This is a genomic window from Streptomyces sp. CB02959 (assembly GCF_002803155.1).
Taxonomy (GTDB): Bacteria; Actinomycetota; Actinomycetes; order Streptomycetales; family Streptomycetaceae; genus Streptomyces.
In genome coordinates this window covers 236,239-249,698 of sequence record NZ_NNBP01000013.1, presented here as the reverse complement: position 1 = coordinate 249,698, position 13,460 = coordinate 236,239, and the positions used below count along the sequence as shown (strand labels likewise).

General features: G+C 69.6%; 13 protein-coding genes and 1 pseudogene. 9 read left to right on the top strand and 5 right to left on the bottom strand.

Translation table 11 applies throughout. The features are described 5' to 3' along the window. The first annotated feature begins 103 nt into the window (after nt 1–103). The gene (locus CG747_RS22490) at nt 104–469 is read left to right on the top strand and encodes a DUF4440 domain-containing protein (protein WP_100603575.1); all 366 of its coding nucleotides are present in this window, start codon (nt 104–106) and stop codon (nt 467–469) included. A 532-nt stretch (nt 470–1,001) separates the two neighbouring features. On the opposite strand, the gene CG747_RS22480 is transcribed toward CG747_RS22490, so the two are convergent. Together CG747_RS22480 and CG747_RS22475 are read right to left on the bottom strand one after the other, a co-directional pair. Beyond that, the gene (locus tag CG747_RS22480; protein WP_100603574.1) at nt 1,002–1,850 is read right to left on the bottom strand and encodes an oxidoreductase; all 849 of its coding nucleotides are present in this window, start codon (nt 1,848–1,850) and stop codon (nt 1,002–1,004) included. Nucleotides 1,851–2,088: 238 nt separating this feature from the next. Beyond that, nucleotides 2,089–3,558, bottom strand: coding sequence for an MFS transporter (locus CG747_RS22475; protein WP_100603573.1), 1,470 nt, complete (start codon nt 3,556–3,558; stop codon nt 2,089–2,091). A gap of 146 nt (nt 3,559–3,704) precedes the next feature. Between CG747_RS22475 and CG747_RS22470 the strand changes: the two genes are divergently transcribed. Next, on the top strand, nt 3,705–4,271 hold the full coding sequence (locus CG747_RS22470; RefSeq protein WP_100603572.1) for a TetR/AcrR family transcriptional regulator: 567 nt from the start codon (nt 3,705–3,707) through the stop codon (nt 4,269–4,271). Nucleotides 4,272–4,504: 233 nt separating this feature from the next. Here the strand turns inward: CG747_RS22470 and CG747_RS22465 are convergent, their stop codons facing one another. Further along, nucleotides 4,505–5,044, bottom strand: a complete 540-nt coding sequence (locus CG747_RS22465; protein WP_100603571.1) for a GNAT family N-acetyltransferase — start codon at nt 5,042–5,044, stop codon at nt 4,505–4,507. A 571-nt stretch (nt 5,045–5,615) separates the two neighbouring features. Here CG747_RS22465 and CG747_RS22460 point away from each other — a divergent pair. Then, nucleotides 5,616–6,452 (top strand): hypothetical protein, encoded by an 837-nt coding sequence (locus CG747_RS22460; protein ID WP_257980634.1) that lies wholly within the window; start codon nt 5,616–5,618, stop codon nt 6,450–6,452. 124 nt (nt 6,453–6,576) lie between these two features. Here CG747_RS22460 and CG747_RS22455 read toward each other — a convergent pair whose 3' ends face one another. After that, complete coding sequence (locus CG747_RS22455; protein ID WP_100603569.1) at nt 6,577–8,190, bottom strand: PLP-dependent aminotransferase family protein; 1,614 nt, start codon at nt 8,188–8,190, stop codon at nt 6,577–6,579. A 122-nt stretch (nt 8,191–8,312) separates the two neighbouring features. Here CG747_RS22455 and CG747_RS22450 point away from each other — a divergent pair, with 122 nt between their 5' ends. From CG747_RS22450 to CG747_RS22440, 3 genes are all read left to right on the top strand, one after another. Continuing rightward, nucleotides 8,313–9,038 (top strand): GNAT family N-acetyltransferase, encoded by a 726-nt coding sequence (locus CG747_RS22450; RefSeq protein ID WP_100603568.1) that lies wholly within the window; start codon nt 8,313–8,315, stop codon nt 9,036–9,038. Nucleotides 9,039–9,163: 125 nt separating this feature from the next. Next, nucleotides 9,164–9,871: a class I SAM-dependent methyltransferase gene (locus CG747_RS22445; RefSeq protein WP_100603567.1), complete on the top strand. Its 708-nt coding sequence runs from the start codon at nt 9,164–9,166 to the stop codon at nt 9,869–9,871. Between the two features lie 208 nt (nt 9,872–10,079). Next, entirely contained in the window at nt 10,080–11,222 is a 1,143-nt protein-coding gene (locus tag CG747_RS22440; protein WP_100603566.1) for a serine hydrolase, read from the top strand. A 279-nt stretch (nt 11,223–11,501) separates the two neighbouring features. Here the strand turns inward: CG747_RS22440 and CG747_RS22435 are convergent, their stop codons facing one another. Beyond that, nucleotides 11,502–11,906, bottom strand: coding sequence for a helix-turn-helix domain-containing protein (locus tag CG747_RS22435; RefSeq protein WP_100603565.1), 405 nt, complete (start codon nt 11,904–11,906; stop codon nt 11,502–11,504). A gap of 101 nt (nt 11,907–12,007) precedes the next feature. On the opposite strand from CG747_RS22435, the gene CG747_RS22430 reads away from it, so the two are divergent. The 3 genes and pseudogenes from CG747_RS22430 to CG747_RS22420 all read left to right on the top strand — a co-directional run bounded on the left by CG747_RS22430 (nt 12,008) and on the right by CG747_RS22420 (nt 13,396). After that, entirely contained in the window at nt 12,008–12,409 is a 402-nt protein-coding gene (locus CG747_RS22430; RefSeq protein WP_100603564.1) for a RidA family protein, read from the top strand. Between the two features lie 113 nt (nt 12,410–12,522). Then, nucleotides 12,523–12,708: pseudogene (locus CG747_RS50730) on the top strand (VOC family protein); the annotation flags it as partial. 121 nt (nt 12,709–12,829) lie between these two features. Then, nucleotides 12,830–13,396, top strand: a complete 567-nt coding sequence (locus CG747_RS22420) for a histidine phosphatase family protein (RefSeq protein ID WP_100603562.1) — start codon at nt 12,830–12,832, stop codon at nt 13,394–13,396. Nucleotides 13,397–13,460 lie beyond the last annotated feature (64 nt).

Here is a 13,460-nt window from a genome sequence, read left to right as displayed (position 1 = left end):
CACAAGTTGAGCCAGAACCCGAGAAGGGACGGCACTGACGACTGTTCCCCGTGCCGGCAACTATTCGCTGTGGCGGGATGGGGTCCGTCCGTAGGGTTCATGCATGGCAGACGAGAGTGAACGGGCCGTTCAGGCGGCCATTGCGGCGGAGATGCGGCTTCTTGACCCTGACGTGCGTGCTTCCCCAGTCCTGGTCTCGGAGCTTCTGGACCCGGAGTTCACCGAGATCGGAGCATCTGGCAGGCGCTGGGACGCGACGTCGATTCTCACTGTCACGAGTGCCGGTTCAGTGGCCCCGGAGTCTCCGGTCAAGGTCAGCGAGATGGCCGGGGTCGTACTCGCTCCGGGCATCGTCCACTTGACGTACTTCGCCGACAGCAAAGGGCGCCGAGCATGGCGGAGCTCCCTGTGGCGTATGACGGCAACCGGCTGGCGCATGTACTTCCACCAGGGCACTTTGGCGAGCTGAGCCAAGGATGGTCTGCCGCCCGAGAAGGCAGCGGACATCGAGGGAAACAGCGGCAGAAGTCAGCCGGCCTTGGCGGGTTCCTCGGCTCGGGCCCTTGTGCCGGCAAGACGGTAAGAGTCGGTGCAGGTCGCGATGGTGGTGCAGCCTTGCCCGACTCGATCAGGATCTCCGGCTTGCGACTGGCGGCGTAGTAGCGCACCACGCCGTAGGAGACGCCCGCCCCGCGCTCCTCGACCAGCCGGTGAGAGGTCCAGGTGACCGTGTGCCGCTGCTTGCGCGGCGCGTCGAGATCCGCCCGCAGGAGTTGCGGGCGGATCATCGCTCGGCGGACGCCGGCCGGCAGACGTGGTTGGCGCAGGCCAGGGCCAAGAACAGTCCGGCGAGCGCTAACAGCGGAAACAGCGGGCCGCGCCGGTCGGCCGGGGCACCGGCGCCCAGAAGCCCGGCGGGCATGGTCCCGGCCGGGCCGACAGTCTTGCCCGGAACCGCCTCTATCTGCAGTTGTTTAGGCGTCACTGTCCCTCAGTGGCTCTCACGCGATCTGTTCCCCGTCGGGGTGGTCGGTGGACTTCGACAGCTCGTTCCAGGCGGCTGTCTCCGCATCGAAGGCGGAGCGGGCGTCGGCGACGAGGCGGAGGGCGTCGCTGCCGAGGATGAGGTGGGTCGGCGGGTTTTCGGCCTCCACGATGGTGAGCAGGGCGCGGCCGGCTTGGGCGGGATCGCCGAGTTGCTGACCGTGCATGTCGAGGCGGCGTTGGCGGATCGGGGCGAAGATCGGGTCGTAGTCGGCGATGGTGCTTTCTACGCGGTGCATGGAGCGGCCGGCCCAATCGGTGCGGAAGGAGCCGGGCTCGATCGCCGTGACGTGAATGCCGAATGGTGCGACCTCTGGGGCGAGGGTGGCCGCAATGCCCTCGACGGCGAACTTGGAGCCGTGGTAGGCGGCCAGGCCGGGGAACGCGCGCAGGCCGCCCATGGAGGTCACGAACAGGATGTGCCCGGCACGGCGCTCGCGCATGCGGGGCAGAACGGCTTGAGTGACCGCGATGACGCCGAAGACGTTGACGTCGAACTGGTGGCGGAAGGTGTCGAGCGGGGTTTCCTCGAAGGTGCCCTCGACGCCGTAGCCGGCGTTGTTGACGAGTACGTCGATGGGGCCCACGTTTGCCTCGACCGCTGCGACGGTCGGCGCGATGGCATCGGTGTCGGTGACGTCCAGCACGCGGGCGTGAGCGCGGCCCGGAGCGGACTGCTCGAAGGCGGCGACCTGGTCCGGGTTCCGAACGGTGCCGATGACGGTATGGCCGGCCTCTAGGGCGGCGGTGGCGAGGGCGCGGCCCAGGCCGCTGCTCACGCCGGTGATGAGAAACGTGCGGGACATGTGTCTCTCCGTTGGAATCGGAAGTGTCGGACGGTGGAGCGCATAAGCCTGTCGAGCGCGGTGCGCGCGAGCTTCTCGGCGTGCTCGTCCGTGAGGTCGTAGTGGCCGGTGAGCCTGCGGAAGTTGAGTGGCTCGATGAGGATGTCGATGGCGTCGTCCTCGTCGGTGGATGTCGATGACTCGGGCGAGGGTCATCGGGCGGGATGTCTCCCGGACAAGGTCGGCGTCGGCGTCGGCGTCAACGGCTGTTCGTGGGTGCCTCGTTCGAGGTGGTGACCGCATGTGGATCGGTGGGGCGGTGGGGCGCCGCGGAGTCTTCCGGGGGCTTGGACCTCGCCAGCCACAGGCCGGTGAGTGCGGCGGTGGCCGATGTGATGGCGCCGGCAGCGAGGAAGGCGCTGTTGAGGGCGGTCTCGAAGGAGGCGCCGTCGGATTGGCGGGTGCGGACGATGGCTCCGAGTACCGCCACGCCGAGTACCGCGCCGATCTGTCGGGTGGTGCTGCTGATGCCTGATGCGAGGCCGCCTTCCTGCGGTCTGACTGCTTGGATGGCGGCTCCCGTCAGTGGGGACATGGTCAGAGCGAAGCCGATGCCGACCACTGCCAGCCGCCACCACACGTTCCCGTAGCCGGTGTCGGCGTGCACCATGCCCAGCGCCAGTAGCCCTGGGCCGGCCACGGCCAGGCCGACGGTGACCACGGTTCGGAACCCGTAGCGGGCGGCGAGCCGTCCTGCATACGGGCTGACGATCACCATGGCGAGGGATGCCGGCAGGTTCTGTAGGCCGGCGCGCAGGATCGAGCTGCCTTGGACGTACACGAAGAACTGGGAGAAGAAGAACGACGAACCCATGAGCGCGAACCCCACAACGACCATGGCGGTGTTGGACACGGTGAACAGCCGCTGCCGGAACAGCCGCGGCGGCAGCATCGGAGCGGAACGGCGCGCTTCGACGGTGGCGAAGGCGGCGAGGAGGATCACCGCGACGGTGAAGCTGCCCAGGATCGCCGGCGACGTCCAGCCGCGGGCACCGCCCTCGATCAGCCCGTAGGTCAGGGCCCCCACCCCCAGAACGGACAGCACCGTCCCCGGGGTGTCGATCGCGGGGGCGCTCGGATTGCTGGCCTCTTCAAGGCTGCGCAGGCCGACCAGCAGGAGGACCACGCCGATGGGCAGATTGACCAGGAAGATGGCGGGCCAGCCGAAGGCATCTGTCAGCACGCCGCCGGCCACGGGGCCCGCGGCCAGACCGATTCCGCTCAATCCGGCCCACAGACCGATCGCCTTGATTCGTTCTTGCGGCACGGGATAGGCGGCGGTGAGCAGGGCCAGCGAGGCGGGGCTCAGCGCCGCGGCGCCGATGCCCTGCAGCACCCGGCCGGCGATCAACCAGCCGACCGAGGGCGCGAGGCTGCACAGCACCGATGCGGTGGTGAACACCGCCACGCCGGCCAGGTACACCCGCTTGCGGCCGAACCGGTCGGCGAATACGCCGCCGGACAGCAGCAGCATGGCGACCAGCAGCACGTACGCGTCGACGATCCATTGCAGACCGGTCAGTTGAGTGTGCAGTCGGTGCTGCATGTCGGGCAGCGCTGCTCCGACGATCGTGTTGTCGAGCAGCACCATGAACTGGCCCAGGCAGGTCACCGTGAGCAGCACGGTCCGGTTCGGTCGACTGCCTACGGCCGCAGGGGGTGCAGCCATGGGAATTCCTCTCGATCGGTGGTTGCGCCTCTCCGCGGCCGACGCGGTCAGCCTCCGGGCGCCCTAACGCAGCCAATGACTGCGTTAGGGGACTGTAAGGAGGCTCGCCCCGCAAACGCAAGTCACGACTGCGTTAAGATGAGGGCATGGACGAACGACAGCGAGCCCGGCGACCTGGCGGGCGCGGCGCCCGCGTCGGCGCGGCGGTGCACCAGGCCGTCACCGACCTGATCGGCGAGCGCGGTTACGGGAAGTTCTCCGTCGGCGAGGTCGCAGCCCGCGCGGGCGTGGCCGACAGCAGCATCTACCGCCGGTGGGGCAGCCTGGAAACCCTGCTCACCGACGTGGCGCTCACCCGCCTCAACGCGCGGTCGCCGATGCCCGACACCGGGAGTCTGGCCGGCGACCTGCGCGCTTACGCGGCCAACGTGGCCCGCGAGATCACCGGACCCGACGGCCTGGCGTTGCTGCACCTGTCCGTCACCCTGTCGAGCCTCGGTCAGCAGGGCCTGCAGGCGCGTGACGACCTCCTCGCCGAACGCACCCGGCAACTGCAGTCCATGCTCGATCGCGCCCGCGAACGCGGCGAGCAGGCACCCGACGCGTTCGGCGTGCTGGACCACGTGCTGGCCCCGATGTACATCCGCGTCTTGCTCGGCATGGGCCCCCTCACCCCGGACTACGTCGACGGGCTGGTCGACCAATTGCTGTGACCTCGACCTGGTCCGCGGCACTGTCCCCACTGCGACCAGCCCGTCACGATCGTCGCCCTGCTCGCCACCCAGGAAGCCGCCCGCCCCACGATCACCAACCGCGTCACCGGCATCGCCCCGCTCAGACGCCTCCAATGAGCATCCGCTGAACGTCACCGATCGGCGGGCCCACAACGCGGCTCTGTCCTAGCAGTGCCTGGCGCGTTGGGGCTCCGCGGCCGTCGAGCACGGGCTCAAGCGGACGGCGTGACCGGCGACCGCAAGCCGAGCCACTGCTCGGCGTCCCAGGCATGGAACCGCTCCACCTCGGTGAACCCCAGCTTTGCCGCGAGGCGCATCGAGCCGACGTTGGCGGTCTGGGTGGTGAGCACCACTGGCTCGCCGGGAAGGACACCGTCGAACCAGTCGAGTGCCGCCGCGCACGCCTCGGCGGCATACCCGAATCCCCACGCCCGCGGCAGGAACAGGTAGCCGAGATCGGCCTTCCCCGCAGCAGCCGGGCGACGATGCTCCGTTGCCCTCCTGAGCAGGATCTGGCCGATCATCGCCCCGTCGAGATCAACGACGAAACTCCCCGGCCACCGCCCGGGCACCCCGGGCATCTCGCGCTCAAGTTCGTCACGCGGCCGGGGGCCGCCGAGGTAGGTGTGCACCTCCGGCGACGCCAGCAGCTCGATGAACGCCGCACGGTCCCGGGCCTCGGGCTCTCGGAGCACGAGCCGCTCGGTGTTGATCGGAGCAGGCGGCCAGGCGACCGGTCCAAGTTCAGTCATGCCGACCAACCAATCAGCAGGCTCGGCAGCGTTCAAGGCTCGCGGACCGATCAAGCCAACCGGCCGACCGCGGACACGTCGCTGCGGCGTTGCGCTTCGTCGCCGCGCCTGCGAGGTCCGGGTCGGTTCCTCTCTCATGGCTGCCTGCCGGGTTGACGCTCGCGCTCCGGCCTTCCCCCGTGCGGGGGAGGCGGGTGATCCGTGGGATGGATGTGATCGGCGCGGGTGACGGGGAGTCTTGGGGTGTCGGCAATCCGGATATATGGGGGTCACAGTGGCTGTTGCTGCGAACTCGGAGGTAGGCGGCGTTCCCAGGCCACCGACCACAAGCCCGGGGCGGATGTTGTGGTGGCGGCGGTGGCCCGTATGGGTACCGACGGCCGCTGCTTTGTGGGGTGTGTTGTACGCCGCTGTCGAGGTCACGTGGGCGGCGGCGGGCATCACCGTGCGTTGGAAGGAACACTCCTCGTACACACCGGCGGTCCAGCTTCTCCTGGCGGCCCTCGCGCTCCTGGCCGGCGGCGCCTGCCTGGCCAGCACCCGAACTCTCGCCAGGACTGGCCGGGTTGTGGTGGCGACGGCGCTGGTCACGGCGCTCCCGGTGTTCGTCGTGGGGTCGACTGGACTGCCGATCTATTTCGTGACGATTGCGACGCTCTCGGGGGTCGAGAGCGCCACCGGGCTGGCCCAGGTGCTGTTGAACACGGCCGGTGCCGCCCTTCTGCTCCTCGTCGGTTTGTCGTACCGCCGACGGTTGCGCGGCGACTGTCCGCGATGTGGGCGGCCGCACGCCGGCGCAGTCGACGGCCCGCTTGCCTACCCAGGCGCCTCCCGGGCCCCGAGGCGGACCCGCGTCGCGGTGTACCTGCTCATGTGCGGACTCCTGCCGTGGGCAGGAGCCAAGAGCATCTGGACGCTGGGTGGCGACGCACTCGGTGTCTCGGGCGATGACTGGCAGCGGACGATGAGCGTCGGCGCGTCGGGGCCGTCGAAGGCGGCCGCGTCGGCGGGGATCGAAGTGACCGTGCTGGCCGCGATGGTCGGGATCTTCCTGCTGCTGGGGTTGCTGTACGTGTGGGGGCAGGTGTTCCCCCGGTGGACGCTGTTCCTGTCCGGACGACGGGTCCCGCGCCTGCTGCCGTTGATTCCGGCATGGCTGACCGGCATCCCTCTGACGGTGTACGGGGTCTTCCTCATCGTCATGGCCCCGCTCGTCGCCGTCGGGGTGCTGCCCGGGATCAAGCCGTCCCCGCCGTTCACCACCAGCTCGGGGATCACTTGGATGGTCGAGTTCGGCGGCCTGGCATTCGCCGGTTTGGGCATCGGCCTCGTCGTGGCCGCTCGCTCCTATGCCGCCCGCACCCACCCCGTCTGTGCCAGCGCCACGGCAACGATGGGGCCTGAGTAGTCGAACATCGGAATGTCGGCTTCCGGCTGGCGTCGACGCGCAGTTGGCGGCGGTTCCCGATCGGAGCGCTCCCGTGCCTCGCGCCAACCCATGCCAGCCGGACAGCCCTGGGCAAGTGGCCAGGCTACGGCCCCGATCCGCCGCCGGGGCGCCGGACCGGCGGTGGGTACGTCGGGGCGGTTTTGGGCGTGCCGTGGAGGTGAGGCCGGGAGGGGCGAGGCGGTTGGGGAACCGCTGGGCGTGGAGGTCGGTCCAGTTCCCTGATCAGGTGCGCGAGTTGGCGCAGGCCGGGTGCGAACGCCGACTCGGGGGTGTTGCCGTATCCCAGGATGAGCCCGTTGTAAGCGGCGTCGGGGAGCAGGGAGTGCTGGGACAGGGGCCGGGGGGCCATCCGGTGGCGGCGGGCGGCGCGGGTCAGGGGCTGGTCCGGGGCATCCAACGGTAGTCGTACGGTCAGGTGCATCCCGCTGTCCCCGCCGGTCACGGTGTGGGGCACGTCGAAGTGTTCGGCCAGTGCCGTCCTGAGCGCGTCGCGTCGGCGGCGGTAGAGGCGGCGCATGCGGGCGAGGTGTCTGCCGTACTGGCCGCTCTCCATGAAGTGCGCGACGGCGAGTTGTTCGCAGCGGTGCCCGCCGCGGAGCAGTTCGTCCACGACCGGTGCCGCCCGGTCGACCAGCGGTTCGGGTAGTACGAGGAACCCCAGGCGCAGGGAGGGGAAGAGGGTCTTGCTGAAGGTGCCGACGTAGAACACGGGCGCGCCGGGTGCCAGGCCCTGTATGCAGGCGAGGGGTTCTTGGCTGTGGCGGAACTCGCTGTCGTAGTCGTCCTCGACGATCCAGGCGCCGTGCAGGCGGCACTTCTCGATCAGGTCGAGGCGTCTGGAGGCGGTGAGGACCGCGCCCGTCGGGTACTGGTGCGCGGGGGTGGTGCAGACGAGGCGGGGTGGGCGGTTCTTCCAGTCGGATGCGGAGGTCCGCAGACCTTCCGCGTCGACCGGGACGGGTACGACGGTCAGGTCGCCGCAGGCCAGCGCGGTCTGCGCGCCGCGGTAGCCGGGGTCTTCGACCCAGGCGGTGTCCCCCGGGTCGGTGACCAGTCGGACGCACAGGGAGAGCGCCTCCTGCGCTCCTTCGGTGATGACGATCTGTTCCGGGGTGCAGTGCATGCCGCGGGCGAGCGCGAGGTGACGCAGGATGGCGGTCCTCAGTGATAGTTCACCTTGCGGTGGGCCGTAACCCAGCAGCTCCGTCCCGCCCTGTTGGAGCGCCCGGTCCAGGGAACGCCGCCAGGCCGCCAGGGGAAACTGGGCCAAGGCGGGGACCCCCGGCGCGAAGGTGAGGGAGTCGGTGCCTTCCAGGTCGAGCGTGCGGATCCGCCCGCCACGCCGTGCGAGGGTGGCCGGGGCCGAGAGCGCGCGGTGTTCCGGCTCCGGGCGGGGCAGTGCGGCGATACGGGTGCCCTGCCTGCTGGGCTCGATGTAGCCCTCCGTGCTCAGTACGTCGTACACGAGCGTCACGGTGTTGCGTGACACTCCGAGGCTCTCGGCCAAGACGCGCGAGCCCGGCAGGCGACTGCCTGCCGGGAGCCGGCCGTCGAGGACGGCGGTCCTGAGGCGGTGCAGGAGCTGCTTTTGCAGGGAGTCCCCGCCGCGTGCCCGGGACAGCGGCTCCTGGAGCAGGAAGTCGAACTGCGGGCCGAGGACTTCGCTGTCGGTCGGCGCCGCTCTGCCCTCTTTCATGCGCCTGTCCTCCCTGTGCGGATATTTCACCGTGGCTCCATGGAATGACCGTACCGTGGCCCTTTTCGAGGATCCACGTGGTTCCTAGCCTGGTGAGGACCGGCACACACCAGGAGAAGAGCATGTCCGCACGTCTCAACGAATACGGCCAGCCCGTCGGCCACCCTCTGCCTGACTGGACGGCGCGTCCCGCGCCCGCCCGGGTCTGCCTGGAGGGTCGCTTCTGCCGGGTGGAGCCCCTGGACGCGGACCGTCACGCCGACGATCTGTATGCCGCCTTCGCTCTCGCGGCGGACGGCAGGGACTGGACGTACATGACGGCCGGTCCCTTCGACGGCCCGGCCGACTACCGCGCCTACGTGACGACGACACAGGCGGACGACCCCCTGCCGTACGCCGTCGTCGACCTGCGCACCGGCAAGGCCGTGGGCACCCTCTCCCTGATGCGCCAGGATCCGTCGAACGGCGTCGTCGAGGTCGGCAGCGTGTCCTTCTCGCCTCTGCTGCAGCGGACTCCGGTGTCCACGGAGGCCCAGTTCCTGCTCATGTCCTATGTCTTCGACGAACTCGGCTACCGCCGCTACGAGTGGAAGTGCGACAGCCTCAACGCGCCCTCGCGTGAGGCGGCGCTGCGGCTGGGCTTCACCTTCGAAGGGGTCTTCCGTCAGGCCGTGGTCTACAAGGGCCGCAGCCGTGACACCGCCTGGTACTCCGTTGTCGACTCCGAGTGGCCGCACGTCGGCAAGGCGTTGCGGGAGTGGCTCTCGCCCGACAACTTCGACGGGGAAGGCCGGCAGAAGCGGTCCCTGTCCGTCGTCCGGGTTTCCGACGAGGAGCCGGGACGCTGACGGTCCGGCACGGCACGCCGCGCGTCCGGCGACGGCGGCGGCAGTCTGCTCCTGATCCCCGCGGTGTGCCCGCTAGGTGCTGGTCAGAGCAGTCTTTTCCACCCGAAGCTGCACCGAAGGACTGTATGAACACCGGCTTTGGCGACACCGCCTGGCGCTACGGACCGCCGGCAACCCTGTTCTACGAAATCGACAAGCCGGTCGGCACCTCGTTCGGAGACGTCGAGTTCTACGCCGACCGCCTGCGGAACGTATCCGGCCCCGTATTGGAACCCGCCGTGGGTACCGGCCGCATCCTGATCCCCCTGCTCGAACAGGGACTGGCCGTGCGCGGCTACGACACCTCGGACTCCATGCTGGAACAGTGCCGCGTCAACTGTGCCCGGCGAGGGCTGAAGGCCGATGTCTTCGAAGGCGACATGACCGCATACCGCGACCCCGGCGCCTTCGAAGCGATCATGATCCCCACCGGTTCCTTCGCCCTGCTTCCCGACCGTGACAGTGCGCAGACCGCGCTGGCCGCCATGTACGACAGCCTGGCTCCCGGAGGCCGGCTGATCGTCGACGTCGAACCGCCGTCCCTGGATACGGCCCCCGACTGCGGACCGGTCGCCCACCAATGGAACGGCAGCGAGCTGATCACCCTCACCACCTGGCGCACGCAGGTGGACCCGGTAGCCCAGCGCACCACCCGCTGGCTCCGCTACGAAGCCTGGACGGACGGAGCCCTGACACGCGCCGAACTGCCCGTGCGGGGGGATCGGCAGGGCGAGGGCCTGGGTTCCACCCGTCACGACGGCGGCCATACCTTCCAGCACCGTCTCCACCACTGACGAGCAGCCGGTCTCGGGAGCCTGAACGTACTGGTACCACTGCTCCTGCGGGACGCCTTTCGCCAAGCGCGATCGCGATCCGGACTGCGGTGTCCCGGGGTTGGGACAACCACCCCCCACGACGGGTGCCAGCACCCGTGATTCGCGCAAACGCAGCGCGCAGACTGGGCGAACGAACATCGCCCGACACGCGACACCGAGAGGCATCATGCGCGTCTCCCATACCCTGCTCACCAGCCTGTTCACCGTCACGGCCATGGGCACCCTCTCCGTTTCCTCCATCGCCACGGCGGCCGACCGCCCGCAAGACCTGCGCGGCTCGCACAGCGAGCCGGACTCCGGTACGGCCCGCAAGGTCCGGCGCGACCTGGACCTGCTCACCCGCAGTGGCGCGGTTGGCGCGCAGGTAAAGGTGACCGAGGGCGACCGGACCTGGCTGGCCAGGTCCGGTGGTGCGCAGAAGACGGGAACCCCGGTGCCGTCTGAGGGGCAGTTCCGTGTCGGCAGTACCACCAAGATGTTCACGTCGGTGGTGCTGCTCCAACTCGTCGGTGAAGGCAAGGTGTCGCTGGACGGACCCATCTCGCGTTATCTGCCGTCGGGACTGGTGCCCCAGGGCGACAAGATCACCGTCCGGATGGCGCTGCAGCACACCAGTGGGCTGCATGACGTGGCGCGGGACCTGCCGCAGGGCGAGGAGTTCATCCGTCATCGCTTCCGTCACTACGACATGACCGACCAGGTACGGCGGGCCGCCGCCAAGCCCGCCGACTTCCCGCCCGGCACCGACTACGGCTACTCCAACACCAACTACCTCGTTGCCGGGCTGATCATCGAGCGAGTGACCGGGCACTCCTACGCCACCGAGGTGCGGAACCGGGTCATCGCACCGCTGGGGATGCGCCACACGGTGGTGCCCGTTGACAGCTCCGTCATACCCGGGCCGCACGCGCACGGCTATATGGGACAGACCGACATCAGCGCGCTGAACCCCTCCCTTGCGGGGCCGGCTGGAGAGATCGTCTCCACGCCGGGTGACATGGACAAGCTGCTGACGGCGCTCACCTCAGGCAAGCTGCTGCGGCCCGCGCAGTGGAAGGAAATGAACCACACCGTGGCCACCAAGGAGCCTGGAGCTGGGTACGGACTCGGGCTCAAGGTGCGCGAGTTGAGCTGCGGGCGCACGGCGATCGGCCACACCGGCGGCATCCCCGGCTATGCGACGCTCGCGTTCACCACGAGGGACGGCAAACAACGCGTGGTGCTCTCCGCAAACCTCGCCGACTGGCCTGCCGACGAAGCCATCGGCAAGCCCATCGACAAGGTTCTCAACGACGCGCTCTGCGGCTGAGCTCCCGACGGCGAGGTGCGTCCGGGGATTCATCAGCGGGCCTCCTTCAGGACTTGGTGGTGCGAGGAGGACGGGGTCGGGTGGTGTGCTGCGCGGTGATTCCGCTTCGTTTTCCGCTCCAGATTCCGGTGAGGGCGCCTTGCGCAGTGGCGAGGCGGCCCAACCGGCGGTGGAGACTCAGGTGTTACGGGTGTGCGCGAGGGACATCATGCTTGGCGCCGGGCGCAGAGGGCGGCCCGGAGTCGGCGGCCGTCGTCGGTGTCCGGGATCTTGACGCGCTCAGCTGTCGCTGCGTGCCCGTCCGGCGTCGAAACGGCCGCGTGCACTCTCGATGTGACCGAGGTGCTGGTGGGTCCAGCCGCATATGGCGTCGACCGCGGTGCGCAGGGCCCGGCCCGGCTCGGTGAGGGTGTACTCGACTCGCGGCGGCACGGTGGGGTACACCTTCCGGTCGACCAGGCCATTGCGCTCCAGCATGCGCAGGTTCTGGGTGAGCATCTTGTGGCTGACGCCCTCGACCTCGTTCCGCAGCTCGCTGAAGCGCAGGGTGCGCTCGCCGAGCGCCTCGATGATCAGGAGCGCCCACTTGTTGGCGACGTCCGAGAAGATCTCCCGCGCCAGGGAGTCTGCGCGCCGCAGGTCAGCGTCCTCGGGCAGGCCCTTGAGTACTTGCTTGGTCACCATCAGGTTCCTCAGTCACCGAAAAGTGCGTTCTTCCAGGTCAACCATGACTCTCCTACGGTTTCCGAGTAACTACAAGAGAGCAAACCGGAAGGGCGAGCACCATGGCCACCATTGATGCCTTCAACTACAACGTTCCGGCCGAGAGCGACTTCGGCTACTCACAGGCGATCAAGTCCGGCGAGCTGATCCACGTCTCCGGACAGCTCTCGTTCGATGAGGCAGGCGAGTTCCTCTACGCGGGCGACTTCGCCGCCCAGCTCAAGCAGACCTACGCCAACATGGACAAGGTCCTGGACCACTACGGCGCCACCCGGAACCAGGTCGTCTCGCAGACCCTGTACGTGGTGAACCTGCGGCAGAATGCCGCGGCGACGGCAGAGGGCAACCTGGGGTACTTCGGCGACCACCGCCCGGCCAGCACGGTCTTGGGCGTCACTGAACTGACCTTGCCCGGCCAGGTCATCGAGATCAGCTTCGTCATCGACACGAAACTGCCCGCTTGAGGTCTCCTCCTCGCACGTCCCGCAGCCCTCTGGGGGCGGCGGTCGGCCGTCTTGTTCCTGACGCCCCGTGGGAGTGGGTGGCCTCGCTGTTGCCACCCGCTCCCGAACGGCGCCGCCGCGGCCCCGAGCAGCTGCGTGTTCCCGACCGGGGGGTGCCGACCGCGAAGCCGAAGACGGCCCACAAGAAACGGCTCCACCTTGACCTGGCCGGGGGGCCGGACTGGGAGACCGAGGTGGCGCGCCTGCTCACACTCGGTGCGACGCGGGTCGACATCGGCCAGGGGGACGTTCCGGGTGATGGGGCCACCTGCCGAGGCGCCGCGTGGGGCGCGGTCCCCGGGTGGGGCCGGGGCCGTACGGTCGGCGCAGCGGCCGGACCGGGTTAGCCTGCCGGTATCCCCTACCCCAGGGAGCCTTTCGATGTGTGCCTCCGGTGCCGCGGGTGCCCGCCTGATCGTGCTGCGGCACGCGAAGTCGGCCTGGCCGGAGGGCGTCCCCGATCACGAGCGTCCGCTCGCGGGCCGGGGTCGCCGTGACGCGCCGGCGGCCGGCCGGTGGCTGCGGCAGGAGCACTGCGCACCCGACGTGGTGGTCTGCTCGACGTCCCGGCGGACCCGTGAGACCTGGGACCGGGTCGCCGCGGAACTCCGTCCGGCACACCCGCCGCCCGCTGGTCCGCCGGATCCGGAGGTGCTCTTCGAGCCCCGGGTCTACCAGGCGACCGCGTCCACCCTTCTCCAGGTGGTGCGCGGGCTGCCGGACCGGTGGCGGACCGCGCTGTTGATCGGCCACCAGCCGGGCGTGCAGGACCTGGTCGTGTCGCTGGCCGGCGGGGGTGACGACGACGCGCTGGCGCGGGCCCGCGGGAAGTTCCCCACGGCGGCGGTGGCGGTGCTGACGCTGCCGGGCGGGTGGGCCTGCCTGGCGCCGGGCTCCGCGACGCTCACCGCCTTCACCGTGCCCCGCGGCCCGAAGGGCGGTCGTTGAGGCCCCGGCCGGTGTGCAGCGCGTCTTCACCCCGATGGTCCGCACGTCCCGCGTGCCCGCCGCG

Excerpts from the sequence above, each read along its gene's own strand:
- CG747_RS22480 (WP_100603574.1), bottom strand. The coding sequence starts at position 1,850 with ATGTCCCGCACGTTTCTCATCACCGGCGTGAGCAGCGGCCTGGGCCGC.
- CG747_RS22475 (WP_100603573.1), bottom strand. The coding sequence starts at position 3,558 with ATGGCTGCACCCCCTGCGGCCGTAGGCAGTCGACCGAACCGGACCGTG.
- CG747_RS22455 (WP_100603569.1), bottom strand. The coding sequence starts at position 8,190 with ATGAAAGAGGGCAGAGCGGCGCCGACCGACAGCGAAGTCCTCGGCCCG.
- CG747_RS22430 (WP_100603564.1), top strand. The coding sequence starts at position 12,008 with ATGGCCACCATTGATGCCTTCAACTACAACGTTCCGGCCGAGAGCGAC.
- CG747_RS22435 (WP_100603565.1), bottom strand. The coding sequence starts at position 11,906 with ATGGTGACCAAGCAAGTACTCAAGGGCCTGCCCGAGGACGCTGACCTG.
- CG747_RS22450 (WP_100603568.1), top strand. The coding sequence starts at position 8,313 with ATGTCCGCACGTCTCAACGAATACGGCCAGCCCGTCGGCCACCCTCTG.
- CG747_RS22420 (WP_100603562.1), top strand. The coding sequence starts at position 12,830 with ATGTGTGCCTCCGGTGCCGCGGGTGCCCGCCTGATCGTGCTGCGGCAC.
- CG747_RS22440 (WP_100603566.1), top strand. The coding sequence starts at position 10,080 with ATGCGCGTCTCCCATACCCTGCTCACCAGCCTGTTCACCGTCACGGCC.
- CG747_RS22465 (WP_100603571.1), bottom strand. The coding sequence starts at position 5,044 with ATGACTGAACTTGGACCGGTCGCCTGGCCGCCTGCTCCGATCAACACC.
- CG747_RS22490 (WP_100603575.1), top strand. The coding sequence starts at position 104 with ATGGCAGACGAGAGTGAACGGGCCGTTCAGGCGGCCATTGCGGCGGAG.
- CG747_RS22470 (WP_100603572.1), top strand. The coding sequence starts at position 3,705 with ATGGACGAACGACAGCGAGCCCGGCGACCTGGCGGGCGCGGCGCCCGC.
- CG747_RS22445 (WP_100603567.1), top strand. The coding sequence starts at position 9,164 with ATGAACACCGGCTTTGGCGACACCGCCTGGCGCTACGGACCGCCGGCA.